The sequence below is a fragment of the Streptomyces sp. NPDC018019 genome (genome assembly GCF_044327805.1).
GTDB lineage: Bacteria > Actinomycetota > Actinomycetes > Streptomycetales > Streptomycetaceae > Streptomyces.
In genome coordinates, this window is the sequence record NZ_JBIRGD010000007.1 from 158,727 (window position 1) to 177,535 (window position 18,809).

Annotated in this window: 14 protein-coding genes; 7 read left to right on the forward strand and 7 right to left on the reverse strand. The window is 73.1% G+C overall.

From position 1 onward, the window contains the following. The first annotated feature begins 15 nt into the window (after positions 1-15). Positions 16-1,137, forward strand: coding sequence for a methyltransferase domain-containing protein (locus ACH4FX_RS14590; protein ID WP_398478999.1), 1,122 nt, complete (start codon positions 16-18; stop codon positions 1,135-1,137). 23 nt (positions 1,138-1,160) lie between these two features. Here ACH4FX_RS14590 and ACH4FX_RS14595 read toward each other — a convergent pair whose 3' ends face one another. Then, positions 1,161-1,949: a site-2 protease family protein gene (locus ACH4FX_RS14595; RefSeq protein ID WP_398478702.1), complete on the reverse strand. Its 789-nt coding sequence runs from the start codon at positions 1,947-1,949 to the stop codon at positions 1,161-1,163. A gap of 117 nt (positions 1,950-2,066) precedes the next feature. Here ACH4FX_RS14595 and ACH4FX_RS14600 point away from each other — a divergent pair, with 117 nt between their 5' ends. Both ACH4FX_RS14600 and ACH4FX_RS14605 read left to right on the forward strand, forming a co-directional pair. Continuing rightward, a complete protein-coding gene (locus tag ACH4FX_RS14600) occupies positions 2,067-2,573 on the forward strand; it encodes a DUF6578 domain-containing protein (protein ID WP_398478704.1) in 507 nt (168 codons plus the stop codon). Then, positions 2,570-6,283: an AfsR/SARP family transcriptional regulator gene (locus ACH4FX_RS14605; RefSeq protein ID WP_398478706.1), complete on the forward strand. Its 3,714-nt coding sequence runs from the start codon at positions 2,570-2,572 to the stop codon at positions 6,281-6,283. The genes ACH4FX_RS14600 and ACH4FX_RS14605 overlap by 4 nt, the downstream gene beginning before the upstream one ends. A 24-nt stretch (positions 6,284-6,307) precedes the next feature. Here ACH4FX_RS14605 and ACH4FX_RS14610 read toward each other — a convergent pair whose 3' ends face one another. The 3 genes from ACH4FX_RS14610 to panB form a co-directional block, all read right to left on the reverse strand. Next, on the reverse strand, positions 6,308-7,150 hold the full coding sequence (locus tag ACH4FX_RS14610; RefSeq protein ID WP_398478708.1) for an ABC transporter permease: 843 nt from the start codon (positions 7,148-7,150) through the stop codon (positions 6,308-6,310). Beyond that, on the reverse strand, positions 7,147-8,211 hold the full coding sequence (locus ACH4FX_RS14615) for an ATP-binding cassette domain-containing protein (RefSeq protein WP_398478710.1): 1,065 nt from the start codon (positions 8,209-8,211) through the stop codon (positions 7,147-7,149). Before ACH4FX_RS14615 ends, ACH4FX_RS14610 begins: the two co-directional genes overlap by 4 nt. A 143-nt stretch (positions 8,212-8,354) precedes the next feature. Further along, a complete protein-coding gene (gene panB / locus ACH4FX_RS14620) occupies positions 8,355-9,269 on the reverse strand; it encodes a 3-methyl-2-oxobutanoate hydroxymethyltransferase (protein WP_398478712.1) in 915 nt (304 codons plus the stop codon). A 201-nt stretch (positions 9,270-9,470) separates the two neighbouring features. Between panB and ACH4FX_RS14625 the strand changes: the two genes are divergently transcribed. The 4 genes from ACH4FX_RS14625 (at position 9,471) to ACH4FX_RS14640 (ending at position 14,564) form a co-directional block, all read left to right on the forward strand. Then, positions 9,471-11,090 carry an MFS transporter gene (locus tag ACH4FX_RS14625; protein WP_398478714.1) on the forward strand — a complete coding sequence of 540 codons (1,620 nt, stop codon included), beginning with the start codon at positions 9,471-9,473 and terminating at the stop codon, positions 11,088-11,090. Continuing rightward, on the forward strand, positions 11,087-11,821 hold the full coding sequence (locus ACH4FX_RS14630; RefSeq protein ID WP_398478716.1) for a TetR/AcrR family transcriptional regulator: 735 nt from the start codon (positions 11,087-11,089) through the stop codon (positions 11,819-11,821). The genes ACH4FX_RS14625 and ACH4FX_RS14630 overlap by 4 nt, the downstream gene beginning before the upstream one ends. A 273-nt stretch (positions 11,822-12,094) precedes the next feature. Further along, complete coding sequence (locus ACH4FX_RS14635; RefSeq protein ID WP_398479001.1) at positions 12,095-13,102, forward strand: endonuclease/exonuclease/phosphatase family protein; 1,008 nt, start codon at positions 12,095-12,097, stop codon at positions 13,100-13,102. A 247-nt stretch (positions 13,103-13,349) separates the two neighbouring features. Beyond that, positions 13,350-14,564 carry an MFS transporter gene (locus tag ACH4FX_RS14640; RefSeq protein WP_398478718.1) on the forward strand — a complete coding sequence of 405 codons (1,215 nt, stop codon included), beginning with the start codon at positions 13,350-13,352 and terminating at the stop codon, positions 14,562-14,564. Between the two features lie 124 nt (positions 14,565-14,688). Here the strand turns inward: ACH4FX_RS14640 and ACH4FX_RS14645 are convergent, their stop codons facing one another. The 3 genes from ACH4FX_RS14645 to ACH4FX_RS14655 all read right to left on the reverse strand — a co-directional run bounded on the left by ACH4FX_RS14645 (position 14,689) and on the right by ACH4FX_RS14655 (position 18,804). After that, entirely contained in the window at positions 14,689-16,443 is a 1,755-nt protein-coding gene (locus tag ACH4FX_RS14645; RefSeq protein WP_398478720.1) for an NAD+ synthase, read from the reverse strand. Between the two features lie 128 nt (positions 16,444-16,571). Further along, entirely contained in the window at positions 16,572-18,182 is a 1,611-nt protein-coding gene (locus tag ACH4FX_RS14650) for a multicopper oxidase family protein (RefSeq protein WP_398478722.1), read from the reverse strand. Positions 18,183-18,273: 91 nt separating this feature from the next. Next, on the reverse strand, positions 18,274-18,804 hold the full coding sequence (locus tag ACH4FX_RS14655) for a hypothetical protein (RefSeq protein WP_398478724.1): 531 nt from the start codon (positions 18,802-18,804) through the stop codon (positions 18,274-18,276). Positions 18,805-18,809 lie beyond the last annotated feature (5 nt).

Below are 18,809 nucleotides of genomic sequence, written 5' to 3' on the forward strand. Positions count from 1 at the left end.
CTTGCCGCCGTGCTCATGGGAAAGGGCTCGCTCACGAGTGACTGGCTGCCGGCCTATAAGGCGGTGCCGCGTCATCTTTTCGTGCCCGAGGTGATCTGGCCCGGCCGGGCCGGAAGGAACCGGCAGGACGAGCGGGTGGTCCGTGCCGAGGACCCCGCAACGTGGTGGGCGGCTGTTCACCGGGACGCGCCGATCACGACGCAGTGGGACGACGGGAAATACACCGGCCCCGGAAAGGGCAGGATTCCGTCCAGCTCAAATTCGATGCCGACGATGGTTTTCTCGATGCTGGACGCGCTGAGCGTCGAAAAGGGCCACCGGGTGCTGGAAATCGGTACCGGGACGGGATGGAACGCGGCGCTGCTGTCGCACCGGCTCGGGGCAGGGAACGTCATCAGCGTGGAGGTGGACGCGGCCAGCGCCCGGGACGCGCGGCAACGCCTGAGGGCGGCCGGGTTCGAGCCGTTCGTCGTCGTCGGCGACGGAGCCGAAGGCTATGCCGAGAGCGCGCCGTACGACCGCGTGATCGCCACATGTTCCATCGGGAGCGTGCCCCGCCCATGGGTGAAACAGACAAGACCGGGCGGGATCATCGTCGCCCCATGGGGACCGGTTTACGGCGGCGAAGCGGTGGTCCGCCTGGAGGTGTCCGGGGACGGTACGGCGACCGGCCGGTTCATGGGTTCCTCGGCTTTCATGCGGCTCCGGGGACAGCGTACCGAGCGTCGGCACGTACGCGAATATCTCGGGGGACGTGATTGGCCGGCGGACGGAATGCGCAGTACCACCTTTCTTTCCCCCGAGGCCGTCGGGGACTGGCACGTCATGTTCGCCATCGGAGTGCAGATGCCGAACGCGTTTCCGTGGGCGGAATCGTACGGCGACGGTTCCTACACGCTGTGGCTCCGGGACATGGCGGTCACCTCATGGGCGACGGTCGATTACGTACCGGGACGTGCGGAGTTCGAGGTCCGGCAGAGCGGCCCTCGGCGCCTGTGGGACGAGGTGGTCGCCGCGCACCGCTGGTGGGAGGGGCGGGGAAGGCCGGGCTTCGACCGCTTCGGGCTGACCGTGGACGGGGGAGAGGAGCGTGTGTGGCTGGATGATCCGCGTGACGTCGTGGGCGTCGTGACGTAGGGCGCGGGCAGTAGCGGGCCGGCTCAGCGGAGTGCCGGCTCGCCCTGCCAGAAGCGGAACAGCTCCTGGCCCCAGTAGGTGTCCCAGTTCGTGATGCCCAGGCCGCGGAGGATCGCGTCCACCGCGTCGAAGAAGACGTGGTTGATCTCCGGGACCCACAGCAGGCCGAAGACGGCGATCAGGCCGAACGGGGCGAAGGGCTCGACCTGGCGGCGGATCTTGTAGGACAGCCAGGGTTCGATGACGCCGTAGCCGTCCAGGCCGGGGACCGGGACGAAGTTCAAGATGGCGGCCGTGACCTGGAGGAGGGCCAGGAAGGCGAGGGCGTAGCGGAAGTGCTGGGGGACGCCGTCCATGGCGCCGAGCCAGAAGGGGGCCGAGACGGCGGCCGCGAAGAGGATGTTCGTCAGCGGCCCGGCGGCCGAGATCAGGCTGTGCCGCCAGCGGCCTCGGATACGGCCGCGCTCGATGAACACCGCGCCGCCCGGCAGGCCGATCCCGCCCAGGATCACGAAGACCACCGGCAGCACGATGCTGAGCAACGCGTGGGTGTACTTCAGGGGGTTCAGCGTGAGGTAGCCCTTGGCGCCGATGGAGATGTCGCCGCTGTGCAGGGCCGTACGGGCGTGCGCGTACTCGTGCAGGCACAGCGAGACGATCCACCCGGAGACCACGAACAGGAACACGGCGAAGCCGGGGCTCGCCGCGAGCCGCCCCGTCCACACGGCCCACCCCGACACCGCCATGACGGCGACGAGCGCGAGGAAGACCGGGCTGATGCGGCGGTCGGCGCGCTGTGCTGCTGTGGTCATCGCGTGGTGCTCCTGGTGTCGCGGTGGCAGGCGGTCACGACCGTAATCCAAAGGACGGGCCGACCGTGCACGGAAAACGATAGGCGGCGGGCGGGGAGTTCCGGGCAGGCTGGCCCCATGACGGATGCGGGGCCGGGGCGGGCGGGACGGAAGACGGAGCAGGCGGGAGGGTCCGGGCGGTCGGTGCGGGTGTTCTACCCGGATTGGGAGATGGAGTGCTGCGGCACGCCGTTCTCGGTGGGGGACGAGATCGCGTGGACGCTGGTCCACGAGGACGTCGCACCGGGGGACGCGGCCGTGTGGGCCGACTGCCTGGACGAACGCGGCCGGCTGCGGGTGGCCACCCGGCACGGTCCGGCGCCGGAGAAGGGGTCCGGGGCACCGGTGGTCGCGGGGCGCGTCCGGTCCATCCAGGTGGTGATGGCCGGGTACCGCGCGGGGGAACGGGTGCCCGGTGAGCGGTGGCTGCGTCCGGTGGAGCGCTGCCCGAAGTGGTTCGCGCGGCGGGTCACGGCGGAGCCGGAGGCGGCCCCAGGGGCGGGCCCGGGGGACCGCTCGTACCACCGGGACGAGTGCGGCGTCATCGTCGAGGTGGCCGTGGCACGCGGGAGGTGCGAGCCGTGAACCGGTCACCCGTGCAGGACAATGGTGCGGTGCGCTACGGAATCCTCGGTACGGCCCAGGCCCACCGGAGCGACGGGACGCCCGTCGCCCTCGGCGGGCCGCGCCTGCGCGCACTGCTCACGGCGCTCGCGCTGCGCCCCGGCCGGGCGCTCACCGCGGAGCTGCTGATCGCCGACATCTGGGGCCCGGAGCCGCCCGCCGACGCGACCGGCGCGTTGCAGGCGCTGATCGCGCGGCTGCGCCGCTCCGTCGGCCGGGACGCCATCGCCTCCGTGCCCGGCGGGTACCGGCTCTGCGCCGACCCCGCCGACGTGGATCTGCACCGCTTCGAGCAGCTGGCCGACGAGGGGGCGCAGACGCTGGCCGACGGCGACCCGGTCAAGGCCGCCGCGCTGCTCGACGACGCCCTGGCGCTCTGGCGCGGTCCGGCGCTGGCCGACCTCCCGGAGGCGACGGGCGAGGCCGCCCGCGCCGAACGCGGTCATCTGGACGCCCGGCGTGCGCGGCTCGCCGCCGAGGTCGCCCTCGGGCGGCCCGGCCAGGCCCTGCCCGCCCTCGCGGCCCTGTGCGCGGACCACCCCCTCGACGAGCCGCTCCAGGCGCTGCGTCTGCGCGCGCTGCGGGCGGCGGGGCGTACGGCCGAGGCCCTCGACGCGTACGCCTCGGTACGGGCCCTGATCGCCGACCGCCTCGGGGCGGCACCCGGGCCCGAACTGCGCGGTCTGCACGCGGAGTTGCTGCGGGAGGAGGACGTGGCGGGTCCGGAGGTGACGGCGCCGGGGCCGACGCCGCTGGAGGCGGTGACGTGGCCGGAGGCGGCGGATGAGGGCCCGGGGGCGGGTGAGAGCTATGGGTCGGATGCAGGGCGCGGCTGGGGCGGAGGCCGCGGCTCGAATGGAAGCCGCGGCTCGGACGAGGGCCGGGGCTCGGACGGGGACCGGGGCTCGGACGGGGACCGCGGCTTGGGCGGGAGCCGGGGCTCGGGTGGAGACCGCGGCTCCGGTACGGCCCCCGCCCCGTACGCCGCCGACGGCGCTCGCAGTGCCCGGCCCGTCGTCCGGCCGGGCAACCTGCGGTCCCGGCCCACCTCCTTCGTCGGACGGGAGGACGACCTGGCGGTGATCCGTGCCGACCTGGCCGCCCACCGCCTGGTGACGCTGCTCGGGCCGGGCGGCGCGGGCAAGACACGGCTCTCGCAGGAGAGCGCCGAGGCGGCGGCCGCCTCGGCGCCGGAGCTGTGGGCGGACGGTGTGTGGTTCGCGGAGCTGGCGCCGGTGGACGATCCGCAGACCGTGCCGGAGGCGGTGCTCACGGCCCTCGGGGCGCGCGAGACGGTCGTCCGCACCACCGCCGAGGAGCTTCGCGCCGCCGCCGACCCGACCACGTACGACCCGATGGCACGCCTCGCCGAGCACTGCGCGAGCCGCCGGATGCTGCTCGTCCTCGACAACTGCGAGCATGTGATCGGTGCCGCCGCCGACCTGGCGGACCGGCTGCTGGCCGAGTGTCCCGGCGTGACCGTGCTGGCCACCAGCCGGGAGCCGCTGGCCGTGCCGGGGGAGGCGCTGCGGCCGGTGGAGCCGCTGCCCGACCCGGTCGCGCTGCGGCTGCTGGCCGACCGCGGTGCCGCCGCCCGGCCCGGGTTCCGCGTCGAGGACGACCCGGTCGCGTGCGCGGAGATCTGCCGGCGGCTCGACGGGCTGCCGCTCGCCATCGAACTGGCCGCGGCCCGGCTGCGGCTGCTCAGCCCGCGGCAGATCGCCGACCGGCTGGACGACCGGTTCCGGCTGCTGACCAGCGGAAGCCGCACCGTACTGCCCCGGCAGCAGACGCTGCGCGCGGTGGTGGACTGGTCCTGGGACCTGCTCGACGACGCCGAACGCGCCGTACTGCGCCGCCTGTCCGTCTTCGCCGGCGGCTGCGACCTGCCCCTCGCGGAGGAGGTCTGCGGGGACGCGCCGGGGGTGGCGGACGGGGCCGTGAAGGCGCACGCGCCGGGGACGGCGGACGGGACGGCGAAGGCGCACGCGCCGGAGGCGGCGTGTGCGCCGGGGGTCGATGGCGCGAGCCCGTACGTCGCCCCGCGCGACGTGGCCGCCCTGCTCGGCTCGCTGATCGACAAGTCGCTGGTCGTCGCCGCGCCGGGCGGGGACGGGCGGATGCGCTACCGGCTGCTGGAGACCGTCTCGGAGTACGCCGGTGAGCGGCTGGACGAGGCGGGGGAGCGGGCCGCGGCCGAGCGGCGGCACCTGGTCGCGTACCGCGAACTCGCCCGTACCGCCGACCCGTTGCTGCGCGGCCCGGCCCAGTGCGCCTGGCTGGACCGGCTGGAGCTGGAGCACGACAACCTGCGCACCGCGCTGCGCCGGGCCGTCGCCGTCCGCGACGAGCACGAGGCGCTGTGCCTGGTGCTGTCGCTCCAGTGGTTCTGGTCGCTGCGCGACCACCGCGCCGACGCCCGGGCCTGGTCGGCCGCGGTGGCGGCCCTCGGCCCCGACCCCTTCGCGGCGCCCGTCGAGCCCGCGCCCGTCCTGCACGCGCGGCCCATCGACGCGCCGCCGCCGATGGACCCGGAGCAGTTGCAGGAGGCGCGCCGCGAGGTCCGGCTGGTGTCGCTGGCCAGTGTGGACAGCGACATCGACGTGCTGCGCACGCCGGAGCGGCGGGACGAACTGATGGGCATCCTCGCCGCCTACCGCGCCGGCCTGCCGCAGACCTGCAAGGTGCCGGGCGTGCTGTGGTACTACGCGGTGCTGCTGGCGGGGCGGTTCGACGATCTGACGCACTTCGCCGAGGAGGCGGTACGCGCCTGCCGGGAGTACGGCTACGACTGGGAGCTGGCGTTCGTCCTCCAGCTGCGCGCCAAGATCTTCAACGACCGGCCGGGCGGCCTGGCCCAGGCCAGCCGGGACGCCGACGAGTCCTTGGAGATCTTCGTCCGGATCGGGGACGCGTGGGGTGCCGCGGAAGCCCTGTCGGGGCGCGGCGAGTCCCGCGAGGGGCGGGGCGAGTACGCCCTCGCAGCCGAGGACTACCGGGCGGCCATGCGGTACGCGGAGGACCTCGGGGCGGCCGGCCAGATCCTGCTGCTGCAGACCCGGCTCGGCAACGTACTGATCGAGGACGGTGCGGACGAGGACGGCGAGCACCTGCTGCGCGAGGTGCTGCGGCTGGCGAAGCAGGGCAGCAGCGGCCGTGACGCGGTGCCGTTCGCCCGCCTCACGCTCGCCATGCACCTCACGTACGTCGGGCGGCTGCGCGAAGCGCGTACCCATCTGGAGGAGGTGCGGGAGCTGTTCGGGTCGCGCGGCCCGGCGATGTTCCAGGGCGTCGTGCTGGCGGCACTGGCGGCCCTGGACATCGAGGAGGGGCACTTCGACGACGTGCTGCCCCGGCTGCGGGCGGCGATGCCGATGCTGCGGGACCGGGTCGCGCAGATGGTGGCGCCGGACCTGCCGGTCACCCAGCTCCTCACCGGGGCACGGGCGTTGCTGGGCGTACGGGGCGCGGCGGGCGGGCCGGACGCGGCGCGGCTGGTCGGCGCGTACGACGCGCTGCGCGGCAGCTCCCAACGGCCGCCGCGGATCATCCGGCAGAACCGGGCGACCGCCGAGTCCGAGGCCCGCGCGGTGCTCGGCGACACCGCCTACACACGGGCCTACGCCGAAGGCGGCGGCCTCTCTCTCGAAGAGGCCGCCGCCCTCATCTGACGCGAGCCGGGCGAAGGTGACGCGTCAGGTCTTCCGGCGGAACTTGGACACCGCCAGCGGTGCGAACACCAGGGTGATACCGGCGGTCCAGGCCAGCGTGATCAGCGTGGGCTGGGCGACCGCACCCTGGCCGTTCATCAGGGCGCGTGCCGCGTCCGCGAGGTTCGACAGCGGGTTGATCTTGGTGAACGCCTCCATCCAGCCCGGCATCGTGGTGGGCGGCGCGAATATCGAGGAGCCGAACTGCAGCGGCATCAGCACCATGAAGCCGACGCCCTGCACCGCCTGCGGGGTCTTCATGGTCAGGCCCAGCAGCATGAATATCCAGGTCAGCGAGGAACCGAAGAGCAGCGCCAGGGCGACGGCCGCCAGCAGCTCCAGCGGACCGGTCCGCAGGTCGAAGCCGATCAGGAACGCCAGCGCCAGCAGGATGACGGTGGAGACCAGCATCCGCCCGGACTCCACGAGCATCTTCGCCGTCAGCACCGAGGAGCGGGCGATCGGCATCGTGCGGAAGCGGTCCATCACCCCCTTGTTGAAGTCGTCGTTGACGCCGGAGCCGACCGACATGGCGATGTTCAGACCGCCCATGGCCAGCAGGCCGGGGATGATGTAGTTCACGTACGCGGAGCGGTCGCCGCCGAGGCTGCCGCCCATCGCGCCGCCGAAGACGTACACGAACAGCAGCGTGAAGACGATCGGCATCAACAGGGCGTCGAACATCGACTCCGGGTCGTTCTTGATCTGCATCGCGTTGCGGCGCACCAGGGCGCTCGTGTGGCGCAGATGGGCCCGCAGGCCGATGCGGCCCTCGTCGGCACCCGGCCGCTGCGGCCTGCCCGGCGCCGCCACCGTCGCGGCACTCATGCCGGAACCTCCTCGTACTGCTTGTCGCGCGCACCCTGCGCGTCCTGGGGGCCCTGCGGTCCGTCCGCCGGGCCGTCACCGCCGGCCTCCGAGGTCTTCTGGCCGGTGATGGCCAGGAACACCTCGTCCAGGCTGGGCAGATGGGTGTTGATGCCGGAGATCACGAAGCCCCGCTCGCCGAGCATGCCGACCACGGCGGACAGCTGCTCGTCGCTGACGATCGGCACGTTGACCACGCCGTCCTCGGGGTCGGCGGTGGCCCCCGCGATGCCGTCCAGGCCGGCCTGCGCGATGGCGCCGGCCATCCGGTCCAGCTCGGCGGCGTGCGCCGGGCGGATCTGGAGCGTACGGCCGCCGACCTTGGTCTTCAGCTCGTCCACCTTGCCCTCGGCGATGACCCGGCCGCGGTCGATGACCGTCAGCCCGTGGGCCAGCTGCTCGGCCTCTTCCATGTACTGGGTGGTGAGCAGGACCGTCGCGCCCTCCCGCACCATGCTGCGGACCTCGTCCCACACCTCGTTGCGGGTGCGGGGGTCGAGGCCGGTGGTCGGCTCGTCCAGATACAGCACCGCGGGCCTGCCGATCATGGAGGCGGCCAGGTCCAGGCGGCGGCGCATACCGCCGGAGTACTTGGCGGCGGCCCGGCCGGCGGCCTCGGTGAGCGAGAACCGCTCCAGGAGCTCGTCCGCACGCGCACGGGCGTCCTTGCGGGAGAGGTCCAGCAGCCGGCCGATCATGTACAGGTTCTCCCGGCCGGAGAGCTTCTCGTCGACCGAGGCGTACTGTCCGGTGAGCCCGATCGTGCGGCGCAGCGCGCGCGGCTGGCGCACCACGTCGAAACCGGCCACGGTCGCCGTGCCGGCGTCCGGCACCAGCAGCGTGGACAGGCAGCGCACCAGCGTCGTCTTGCCGGCACCGTTCGGCCCCAGCACGCCGAGGACGGTGCCTTCCTTCACATCGAGATCCACCCCGTCCACGGCCTTCACCTCGCCGAAGTGCTTGACCAGCCCCCGCACTTCGACGGCGTTCCCCGCGCCGTTGGATGTCGTCTTTCGCGTCATGCCCCCACGATGGCAGCCCCCACTGACAAACGACCGACAGCCGGCCGACAGCCGAGGTCGGCCCGTGGGCGGCGGGCCCGGGAGACGTGGCGGGGCCCCGCCGCCGCGACACGGTGGCCGCGGCGGTGGGGCCGTTGTCCGGCTCAGCGGAAGCTGTGCTCCCGGGCCGGGAACGCGCCGCCGACGACCTCCTCGGCGAAGTCCCTGGCCGCGGAGCCCAGGACGTTGCGCAGGTCGGCGTACTTCTTCACGAAGCGGGGGACGTGGCCGCTGGTCAGCCCCGCCATGTCGGTCCAGACCAGGACCTGCGCGTCACAGCCGGCGCCCGCGCCGATGCCGACCGTGGGGATGTGCAGCGAGCGCGTGACCTCGGCGGCCAGTTCGGCCGGTACGGCCTCCAGGACGACGGAGAAGGCGCCCGCGTCCTGCACGGCCTTCGCGTCGCGCAGCAGCTGCTGCGCCGCTTCCTCGCCGCGGCCCTGCACCGGGTAGCCCCCGTACGCGTTGACGGACTGCGGCGTCAGGCCGACGTGGGCCATGACCGGGATGCCGGCGGAGACCAGCAGCTCGATCTGGTGGGCGGAACGCTCCCCGCCCTCCAGCTTGACCGCGCCGACCCCGGCCTCCTTGACCAGGCGGGTGGCGTTGCGCAGCGCCTGCACGGGGCTCTCCTGGAAGGCGCCGAAGGGCAGGTCGGCGACGATCAGGGCGCGTTTGGTGCCGCGGACGACCGCCGCGGACAGGATCGTGATCTCGTCCATCGTGACCGGCACGGTGGACTCGTAGCCGAGGTGGCAGTTGCCCATCGAATCGCCGACCAGCAGCACCGGGATGCCGGCCTCGTCGAAGACGGAGGCGGTCATCGCGTCGTAGGCGGTGAGCATCGGCCACTTCTCGCCGCGCTCCTTGGCGGCGGCGATGTCGCGTACGGTCACGCGCCGCGAACTCTTTCCTCCGTACAGCGCCTTGCTGCTGTCGGATGCGGGCTTGGCGGCGGACCCGCCGGGCGCGGTGGTCCCCTCCGCGGCCGGTTTCCGGGCAGGCGAAAGCTGCGTCATGGTGACGGCTCCTGTTCATCATCTCGAAGCGCCCTGACGGCGTCTCCGGACTCCCTTCCATGCTGGCACGCCCACCCCGGGGAGTGGAAGGGGCGCCGGGAGGAGGGGAGGGGCCCCCAGTGAGGCGGCCGGGGCCCGGGCGCCTTCCGATGCGGAACGATACGGAACGGAGCCGTATCGGAAATGGCGTACGCTGCTGTCATGACCAGCTCCGAACCTTCCGGTATATCCGCCGCGTCCCGGCACGTTCCCGAGCACATCCACCGCCGCCGCTGGGCGATCCTGTCCGTCCTGATGCTCAGCCTGCTGATCGTGGTGCTGGACAACTCGATCCTCAACGTGGCGATGAAGACGATCGCCACCCCGGCCCCCGTCGGCCTCGGCGCCACCCAGAGCCAGCTGGAGTGGGCGATCAACTCCTACACACTGGTCTTCGCGGGCCTGCTGTTCACCTCCGGGCTGCTCGGCGACCGCCTGGGCCGCAAGAAGGTGCTGATCTTCGGCCTGCTGGTGTTCGGCGCCGGTTCGGTGCTGGCGGCCGTCTCCGGGTCGCCGGGGCAGCTGATCGCCTTCCGGGCGGTGATGGGCCTGGGCGGCGCCTTCGTGATGCCCGCCACCCTCGCCGTCCTGATGAACGTCTTCGAGCGGGACGAGCAGCCCAAGGCGATCGGCATCTGGGCGGGCGGCGTCGGCCTGGCCATCGCGATCGGCCCGATCGCGGGCGGTCTGCTGCTGGACCACTTCTGGTGGGGTTCGGTCTTCCTCGTGAACGTTCCGATCGTGCTCTTCGCACTGATCGCGATGGCCCTCCTGGTGCCCGACTCCAGGGACCCGCGGCCCGGGAAGCTGGATCCGGTCGGTGTGCTGCTCTCCGTCGTCGGCCTGGTGCTGCTGGTCTACGGGATCATCAAGGGCGGCCAGCTCGCCGACTTCACCGATCCGCAGGTGCTCGGCACGGTCCTGGGCGGACTGGCCGTCCTGGTCGGCTTCGTGCTCTACGAGAAGCGGGTCGATCACCCGTCGATCGACGTCAACCTCTTCCGCAGGCCCGCCTTCTCCGCCGCCGTGGGCGCCATCGCGCTGGTCTTCTTCGCGCTGATGGGCGTCACGTTCTTCATCGTCTTCTACATCCAGAGCGTGCGCGGCTTCACCCCGCTCCAGGCGGGCCTGCTGATCCTGCCGCTGGCCGTCTCCCAGATGATCTTCTCGCCGAGGGCCCGGCACGCCGTCGACCGCTTCGGCGCGCGCGCCGTCTGCGCGGTCGGGATGCTGCTGGTCGCCGCCAGCATGGCCGGCTTCCTGCTGCTGGACGCCGACACCCCCATCTGGGTGATGGAGGTGCTCTTCTTCGTCCAGGGCACCGGTACGGCGCACATCATGCCGCCGGTCACCGTCTCGATCATGCAGGCGCTGCCGCGCGAGAAGGCCGGCTCCGGATCGGCCCTCAACAACACGTTCCGGCAGGTCGGCGGCACGCTCGGGGTCGCCGTACTGGGCTCGCTGCTGTCCACCGTCTACCGCGACGGCATCGACGGCACGCTGAACTCCGTACCGGGCCTGCCGGCCGCCGCGCGGCACGCGGCGGGCGAGTCCATCGAGGCGACGCTCGGTGTCGCCCGGCACCTGGGAGCGGCCGGACAGCGGCTCGCCGACGCCGCGAACGACGCGTTCCTGCACGCCATGCACGTCACCGCGGTCGCCTCGGCCGGCGTGGCGGTGGTCGGCGCGGTGGTGGTCGCGGCCTTCCTGCCGGGCAGGATGGGGGCCGGTACGCGCGGTACGGACCGGGCGGAACAGGAAAAGGCGGGAGCACGGTCATGAACCGGACGGCGGGCACGGGCGCGGCGGCTGCCCGGGAACACCGGCACCATCGGGAACACCGGGAAGACGCGGGCGCGGGCCCGGACGCGGGGGCGGCCGCGGGCCACGCCCCCGGTCCGGCCCCCGGCCCGGACACCCACGCGCCCGACCCCCGCCGTGGCCGCCCCCGCAACGCCGCCGCCGACACCGCGATCATCGAGGCCGTCCTGCGCATGATCGAGGACGGCGTCCCCATCGGCGAGCTGTCGATGGAGCGCATCGCCCGCGAGGCGGGCGTCGGCAAGGCCACCGTCTACCGGCGGTGGCCGGGCAAGAGCGAGCTGATGCTCGACGTGATGCGCTCCCTGGACACCGACATCCCGCCGCCGGCCGGCGAGTCCGTCCGCGACGATCTCGTGGGGATCATCGAGTTCCTGCGCATCCGCGGCCTGGCCAAGCGCAATTCCGCGCTGCTGCGCACCGTCGTCGCGCACGTCAAGGCGCAGCCGGAGCTCTGGCGGGAGTACCACGAGACGGTCGTCCGGGCCCGCCGCGAGGTGCTGCTGTCGGTGCTGCGCCGGGGCATGGCGCAGGGGGAGATCCGTACGGACCGCGACGTCGATCTGCTCGCCGAACTGTTCGTCAGCCCGATGCTGTCCCGGGCCCTGCTGCACGAGTGGACGGAGCTGCCGGAGGGGCTGGCCGAGGAGATCGTGGACACGGTGCTGGACGGCGTACGGCCGGCCCGCTGACGGTACGCGGGGCCACTCACCCGGCCGGAGGCGAGCAAACCGCAAAACCAAGACAAGAAACCGCAAAAGCCGACATCACCTGACCGCACCATGACGGGACTATGCCCGTTCTGTCACAGCCGCCGCCACGGCCCCGGGTCCAGGAACCCAGGCCCGTCAGCGCGCCGTCCTCACTTCTAAGAAAGCGCATTACGGGCCATCGCCTAGGGTCGGGGATCACAGGCGGGGCGCACGAGGCAAGGCAGTGAGGACAGCGGCATGGCGCAGGCATACATGACGGAGTCGGGGCAGGGTCACGGCCCTGAGCGGGCCGCCTCCCGAGCACGGCGCCTGCGCGACTGGTGGCGCCCGGAAGGCATGTGGCGGCGGGGCATCGTGCTCGCGGTGCTGGCGGTCCTGCTCGGGCTGCTGATGATCCTGCACGCGCACGTTCCCAACACCGTGGGCAACCTGGGCAGCCTGCTGGAGACGTTCCTGCCGTGGCTCGGCATGATCGGCGTCCCGGTGCTGCTGGTCGCCGCCGTGCTGCGCCGCTCCACGACCGCGATCGTCGCGCTGGTGCTGCCCGCCGTGGTCTGGGTGAGCCTCTTCGGCGGGCAGGTCACGGACAAGAAGGGCACCGGCGGCAACCTGACCGTCGCCACCCACAACGTCGACGCCGACAACCCCGACCCGGCGGGCACGGCCAGGGACATCGTCAAGGCCGGCGCGGACGTGGTGGCCCTGGAGGAGCTGACCGGCGACGCGCTGCCCACGTACAAGGAAGGGCTGGCCAAGGCGTACCCGTACCGCACGGTGCAGGGCACGGTCGGGCTGTGGAGCAAGTACCCGCTCTCCGACGCGGCGCCGGTGAACATCAAGATGGGCTGGACCCGCGCACTGCGCGCCACCGTCCGGGTGCCGGACGGCCGGCAGGTCGCCTTCTACGTCGCGCACCTGCCCTCGGTACGGGTCAAGCTGAACGCGGGCTTCACCGCCAACCAGCGCGACGACAGCGCGGCCGCGCTCGGTGAGGCGATCTCCCGGGAGACCGTCAAGCAGGTCATCCTGCTGGGTGATCTCAACGGCACGATGAACGACCGTTCACTCGCCCCGGTCACCTCGCAGATGCGCTCGGCCCAGGGCGCGGCGGGCGACGGCTTCGGGTTCAGCTGGCCGGCCGGCTTCCCGATGGCGCGGATCGACCAGATCATGATGAAGGGGATCGACCCGGTGTCCTCCTGGTCGCTGCCCCGGACCGGCAGCGATCACCTTCCGCTGGCCGCCTCGGTCAAGATCTGACAAAGCCGGAACGGCCCCCGCGGCCGGGGTGAGAGCGCTTCCACCCCGCTGTGCGGGGCCGTTCCGGCGTGCTCGCCGCCTGGGCGCAACATTCCGTTCTTCCGCCGGAATGAATGGCCTGAGAGACTTTGTTCCGTAGAAGAACTTACGGACATCCTGCCTTGCACCGTCGTACGGATCCCCTGCACCTGCCTCGCGCATCACCACGCCCAGGGGGTCCGTACGCACCGTTTTCGAAAGGTCTCTCATGCCCCTGGCGCTGCTCGCGCTGGCCGTCTCCGCCTTCGGCATCGGCACCACCGAGTTCGTGATGATGGGCCTGCTGCCCAATGTCGCGGGCGATCTGGGTACGTCCGTGCCCACGGCCGGCTATCTCGTCTCCGCCTACGCGCTGGGTGTCGTCATCGGCGCCCCGCTGCTGACCGCGCTCGGCGCGCGCATCCCGCGCAAGCGGATGCTCCTGCTGCTGATGGCCGTCTTCACGGTCGGCAACCTGGCCTCGGCGCTGGCGCCCAACTTCGGCCTGCTGATCGCGGGCCGGCTGCTCGCCGGACTGCCGCACGGCGCGTTCTTCGGCGTCGGCGCGGTGGTCGCCGCCCGGCTGGTCAAGGAAGGCCGGCAGGCCCGGGCGGTGGCCACCATGTTCCTCGGGCTGACCGTCGCCAACATCGTCGGCGTGCCCGCCGCGACGTTGCTCGGCCAGCACCTCGGCTGGCGCGCGACCTTCCTGGTCGTGGCCGCCATCGGGCTGGTCGCGATGGCCTCGCTGGCCCGGCTCGTCCCGCACATGCCGCGCGAGGAGCACGGCGGCGTGGCCCACGAGCTGCGTGCCATGGGCAACCGGCAGGTCGTGCTCGGTCTGGTCACCGCGGTCTTCGGGTTCGCCGGTGTGTTCGCCGTCTACAGCTACCTGGCCTCGATGATGACCGAGGTCTCCGGTTTCGCCGAGGGCACGGTCCCGCTGGTGCTGGCGCTGTTCGGCGCCGGGATGACGCTGGGCGCGCTGGCCGCCGGTCCGCTGACCGACCGCGCGCTGCGGCCCACGCTGTACGGGGCGCTCGCGGCCCTCGCCGTGACCCTCGTCGTCTTCAATTTCGCGGTGCACGTGCAGTGGGCGGCCCTGGTCTGCGTCGTCATCCTGGGCGCGGTCGGCTTCATGACCACCACACCGCTGCAGATGCTGGTCATGCAGAAGGCGCGGCACGCGCCCACCCTGGCCTCCGCCTCCAACCACTCGGCGTTCAACCTGGCCAATGCGGGCGGCGCCTGGATCGGCGGCGTGGCCATCGCTGCGGGCTGGGGCTGGACCTCCCCGGCGCTGGTCGGCGCGGTCCTGGCCGTCGTCGGCCTGGGCATCGCGGCCGCCGCGGGGCTGCTGGACCGCGGCGCCCGCGACTCCTCGCGCATCGTCGCGAGCAGCGAGGACGAGGTGCCGGCGGAACTGCCGGACCGGGTGGGCTGAACCCGCACCGCGCGAAGGGGCCGCGTCGTACCGCGCGGCCCCTCCGCCGTACCGCGCGGCCCCTCCGCCGTATGCGACCCCGCGCTACGCGTACCCGGTCCCCGGACCCCGGCCGGTCGCGCGGTCAGACCGACTCCCGCCACTGGTTCGTGACCGGCAGCCGCCGGTCCTTGCCGAAGCCCTTGGCGGAGATCTTCGTGCCCGGCGGGTACTGCCGCCGCTTGTACTCGGCCGCGTCCACCATCCGCAGCACCCGCACCACCAGCTCGTCGTCGTACCCGCGCCCGGCGATCTGCTCGCGCCCCTGGTCGCGGTCGACGTACAGCTCCAGGATCGCGTCCAGGGTCGGGTAGTCGGGCAGCGAGTCGGTGTCCACCTGGCCCGGGCGCAGCTCGGCGCTGGGCGGCTTGGTGATCGAGCGCTCCGGGATCGGCGGTGTCCGCCGGTGTTCGGCCGCCGACCGGTTGCGCCAGCGGGCGAGCCGGAAGACATCGCTCTTGTACACGTCCTTGATCGGGCCGAAGCCGCCCACCGCGTCGCCGTACAGCGTCGAGTAGCCGCACGCCAGCTCGGACTTGTTGCCCGGCGCGAGCACCAGGTGGCCCTCCTGGTTGGAGATCGCCATCAGCGTCGTACCGCGCAGCCGGGCCTGGAGGTTCTCCTCGGCGACCCCGGCCAGCTCCAGCGACGCCATGTACGCGTCGAACATCGGCGCGATCGGCACCGTGCGCAGCCGCAGCCCGGTACGGCGGGCCAGTTCGGCCGCGTCCTCCTTGGAGTGCTCGGAGGAGTAGCGGGACGGCATCGAGACGCCGAACACGTTCCCGGCGCCCAGCGCGTCGCACGCGATGGCCGCCACCAGCGCGGAATCGATCCCGCCGGACAGCCCGAGCAGCACGCTGCGGAACCCGTTCTTGGCGACGTACCCGCGCAGCCCGGCGACCAGCGCGCCGTAGACCTCCTCGGTGTCCGCCAGGCGCGCGGCCTGCCCGCCGGTCTCCCACGGCCCCTCGTCGGGCAGCGGATCCGGCGTCAGGACGACGTGCTCGACGCGCAGCCCGTCGTCCACCACGCCGGACGGCGGCCGGGGCGCGGCGGCCGGCAGGTCCAGGTCCAGCACCACACAGCACTCCTCGAACTGCGGCGCCCGCGCGAGCACCCCGCCGTCCCGGTCCACCACGATCGAGTCGCCGTCGAAGACCAGGTCGTCCTGGGCGCCGGACATCGCCAGGTACGCCGTCGTGCAGCCGGCCTCCCGGGCGCGCCGGCGGACCAGCTCCAGCCGGGTGTCGTCCTTGTCCCGCTCGTACGGCGAGGCGTTGACGGAGAGCAGCAGCCCCGCCCCGGCCGACCGGGCGGCCGGCACCCGGCCGCCGTCCTGCCACAGGTCCTCGCAGATCGCCAGCGCCACGTCCACGCCGCGCACGCGCACGACGGGCAGCGTCCCGCCCGGCACGAAGTACCGGAACTCGTCGAAGACGCCGTAGTTGGGCAGGTGGTGCTTGGCGAAGGAGAGCGCGACCGCGCCGCGGTACAGCACGGCGGCGGCGTTCTGCGGGGCGCCCGCGGGCTGCCCGTAGCGCGGCTGGGCCTGCTCGCAGCGGTCCAGGTAGCCGACGACGACCGGGAGGTCGCCGAAACCCTCGTCGGCGAGCCGGACCGCGAGCGCGCGCAGCGCGGCGCGGCTCGCCTCCACGAACGACGACCGCAGCGCCAGGTCCTCGACGGGATAGCCGGTCAGCACCATCTCGGGGAAGGCGATCAGGTGGGCGCCGCGCCCGGCGGCGTGCCGGGTCCAGCGCACGACCGCCTCGGTGTTGCCGGCGAGGTTCCCGACACAGGAGTCGATCTGGTTCAGGGCGAGACGGAGTCGAGGCACGCGGCCGAGCTTAGGCGCCGGGCCGCTCCGGAGCCGGGAGGGCGCGGTGTACGGCGCGCACGGCGCCCTCCCGGCGGCGGGAGCGGCTCCCGGGGCCGGACGCCGGTCGGGCGTCCGGCCCGGTCCGCCTACTTCTGGTAGCCGAGGACCGTCATCATCCCGGACTCCGCGTGGTACACGTTGTGGCAGTGCAGCATCCACAGGCCGGGGTTGTCGGCGTCGAGATCGACGTCCAGGCGGCGGCCCGGCAGCACGATCGCGGTGTCCTTGCGCGGGCCGCCGTCCGGCAGCGCGAAGGTGTGCCCGTGCAGGTGCATCGGGTGCCACATCTCGGTGTTGTTGCGGAACGACAGCCGTACGCGTTCCCCGGCCCGCACCGGATAGCGCTGCGACGGCGCGTACTTCTTGCCGTTGACGGCCCAGTCGTACTTCGCCATGGAGCCGGTGAGGTCGAACCGGAGGGTGCGGTCCGGCGCGCGCGACGCCAGCCGGACGGACCCGTCGGCCTTGAGCCGGTCGGCCGTCAGCAGCCGCCCGTCCAGCTCCTCCGGCCGTACGGACGCGTCGGGCGCGGCGCCGCCGCCGGTGCGCAGCAGCGCCAGCCCGGTGCGCTTCTTGCCCTCGGCGAGCGCGGTCAGCGGGAAGACGCCGTCCTTGACCGTGACCACCACGTCGTAGCGTTCGCCCATGCCCAGCAGCAGGGCGTCCGTCGTGGCGTGCGCGACGGGGTAGCCGTCGGTGTGCGTCACCGTCATGGTGTGGCCGCCGAGCGCGACGCGGTAGGCGGTGTCGCCGCCCGCGTTGACGAAGCGGATGCGGACCCGGTCGCCGGGCCGCGCGCGGAAGGTCTGCGGGTCCTGCGGGGTGCGGCCGTTGACGAGGTGGTACGGGTAGTCCACGTCGCCCGCGTCGCCGCCGAGCAGCTTGCTGGTGGCGCCCATCAGCATGCGGGAGGGGCCGCCGGGGGACGGCTGCTCGCCGCCCATGGAGTGCGCTCCGTGATTCATCCCGCCGTGGTCCATGCCGCCGGAGCCGGAGCCGTGGTCCATTCCGCCCATGCCCTTGGACAGTTCGGCCAGCACCGCGTCCGGTGTGCTGCCGTCCACCCCGTCGACCCAGTCGTCCAGGACGACGACCCACTCCCCGTCGTACGCCAGCGGCTCCTTCGGGTCCTCGACGATCAGGGGCGCGTACAGGCCGCGGTCCTGCTGCACGCCGGAGTGCGGGTGGAACCAGTATGTGCCGGGATGACCGACGGCGAAGCGGTACGTGAACGAGCCGCCCGGCCTGACCGGGCGCTGGGTCAGGTCCGGTACGCCGTCCATGTCGTTGCGCAGGGCCAGGCCGTGCCAGTGCAGGGACGTGGCCGCGGGCAGGTGGTTGGCGAGCGTCAGTTCCAGGGTGTCGCCCGCGGTGACCCGTACCTCCTTGCCGGGCAGGTCGTCCCCGTAGGCCCAGGTGGAGACCGTACGGCCGCCCAGGTCGAGCTGGGCGGCGGTGGCCGTCAGCGCGACCTTCCGTACGGGGCCGGAGCCGCGCTCGGCCTCGGCGGCCGCCACCTCCGGGCCGTCGGGGGAGACGTAATCGCCCGGCGCCTGAGCCGGGTCGTCAGCGGCGCCGTGGCCGGAGTGGCCCGCGCCGTCCTTGGCGCCGGAGCCGGACGCACAGGCGGCGAGCAGGCCGCCGCCGGCGGCCGCGATGCCCGCGCCGAGCACGGCGCGGCGGGTGTGGGTACGCATGCTGGAGAAACACCTCGTGGTGGAGTCGGTTTGCGGTGAGCGCGCGGTGACCGGGCCGGACGCGCGCAGGCGTCGGCGGCCGGCCGCGCTCCTACACGCGCAGGACCGAGAGCCGGGCGAGGTGTTTGTGCCGGGGGACGGGCGGCGGCAGGGGCCGCAGGCCGCGCAGCAGCCGGGCCCGTACGGCGGCGAGCAGGTCGGCGGCGCGCCGCCCCAGCAGCCGCCCCGTACGGACCAGGACGAGCACCCACAGGGAGAGCACGGCCAGACAGACCGCGCCGGGGTCCATGGCGTGGTGGTCGTCGGCGGTGGAGGAGGAGAGCCGGGCCTGCTGCGGCGCCTGATGGGTGTGCGGCGCCTGATGGGTGTGCGGCGCCTGATGGGTGTGCTGGGCCTGATGGGTGTGCTGGGCCTGATGGGTGTGGTCTTGAGGGGCCCGCTGCGCCTCGTGGACGGCTTGCCCTTGGTGCGCCGCGGCCATCGGCCCCGACCCGTGCCCGCCCACCGGATGCCCCAGCGTGTGCATCCCGACGATGCCGACGATGAGCGCGGCGAACAGCAGCAGACGGCCGCACCACGCGGCGGCCTTCCCCTGTCCACGTCCACACGTCTCGTACGGCATCTCTG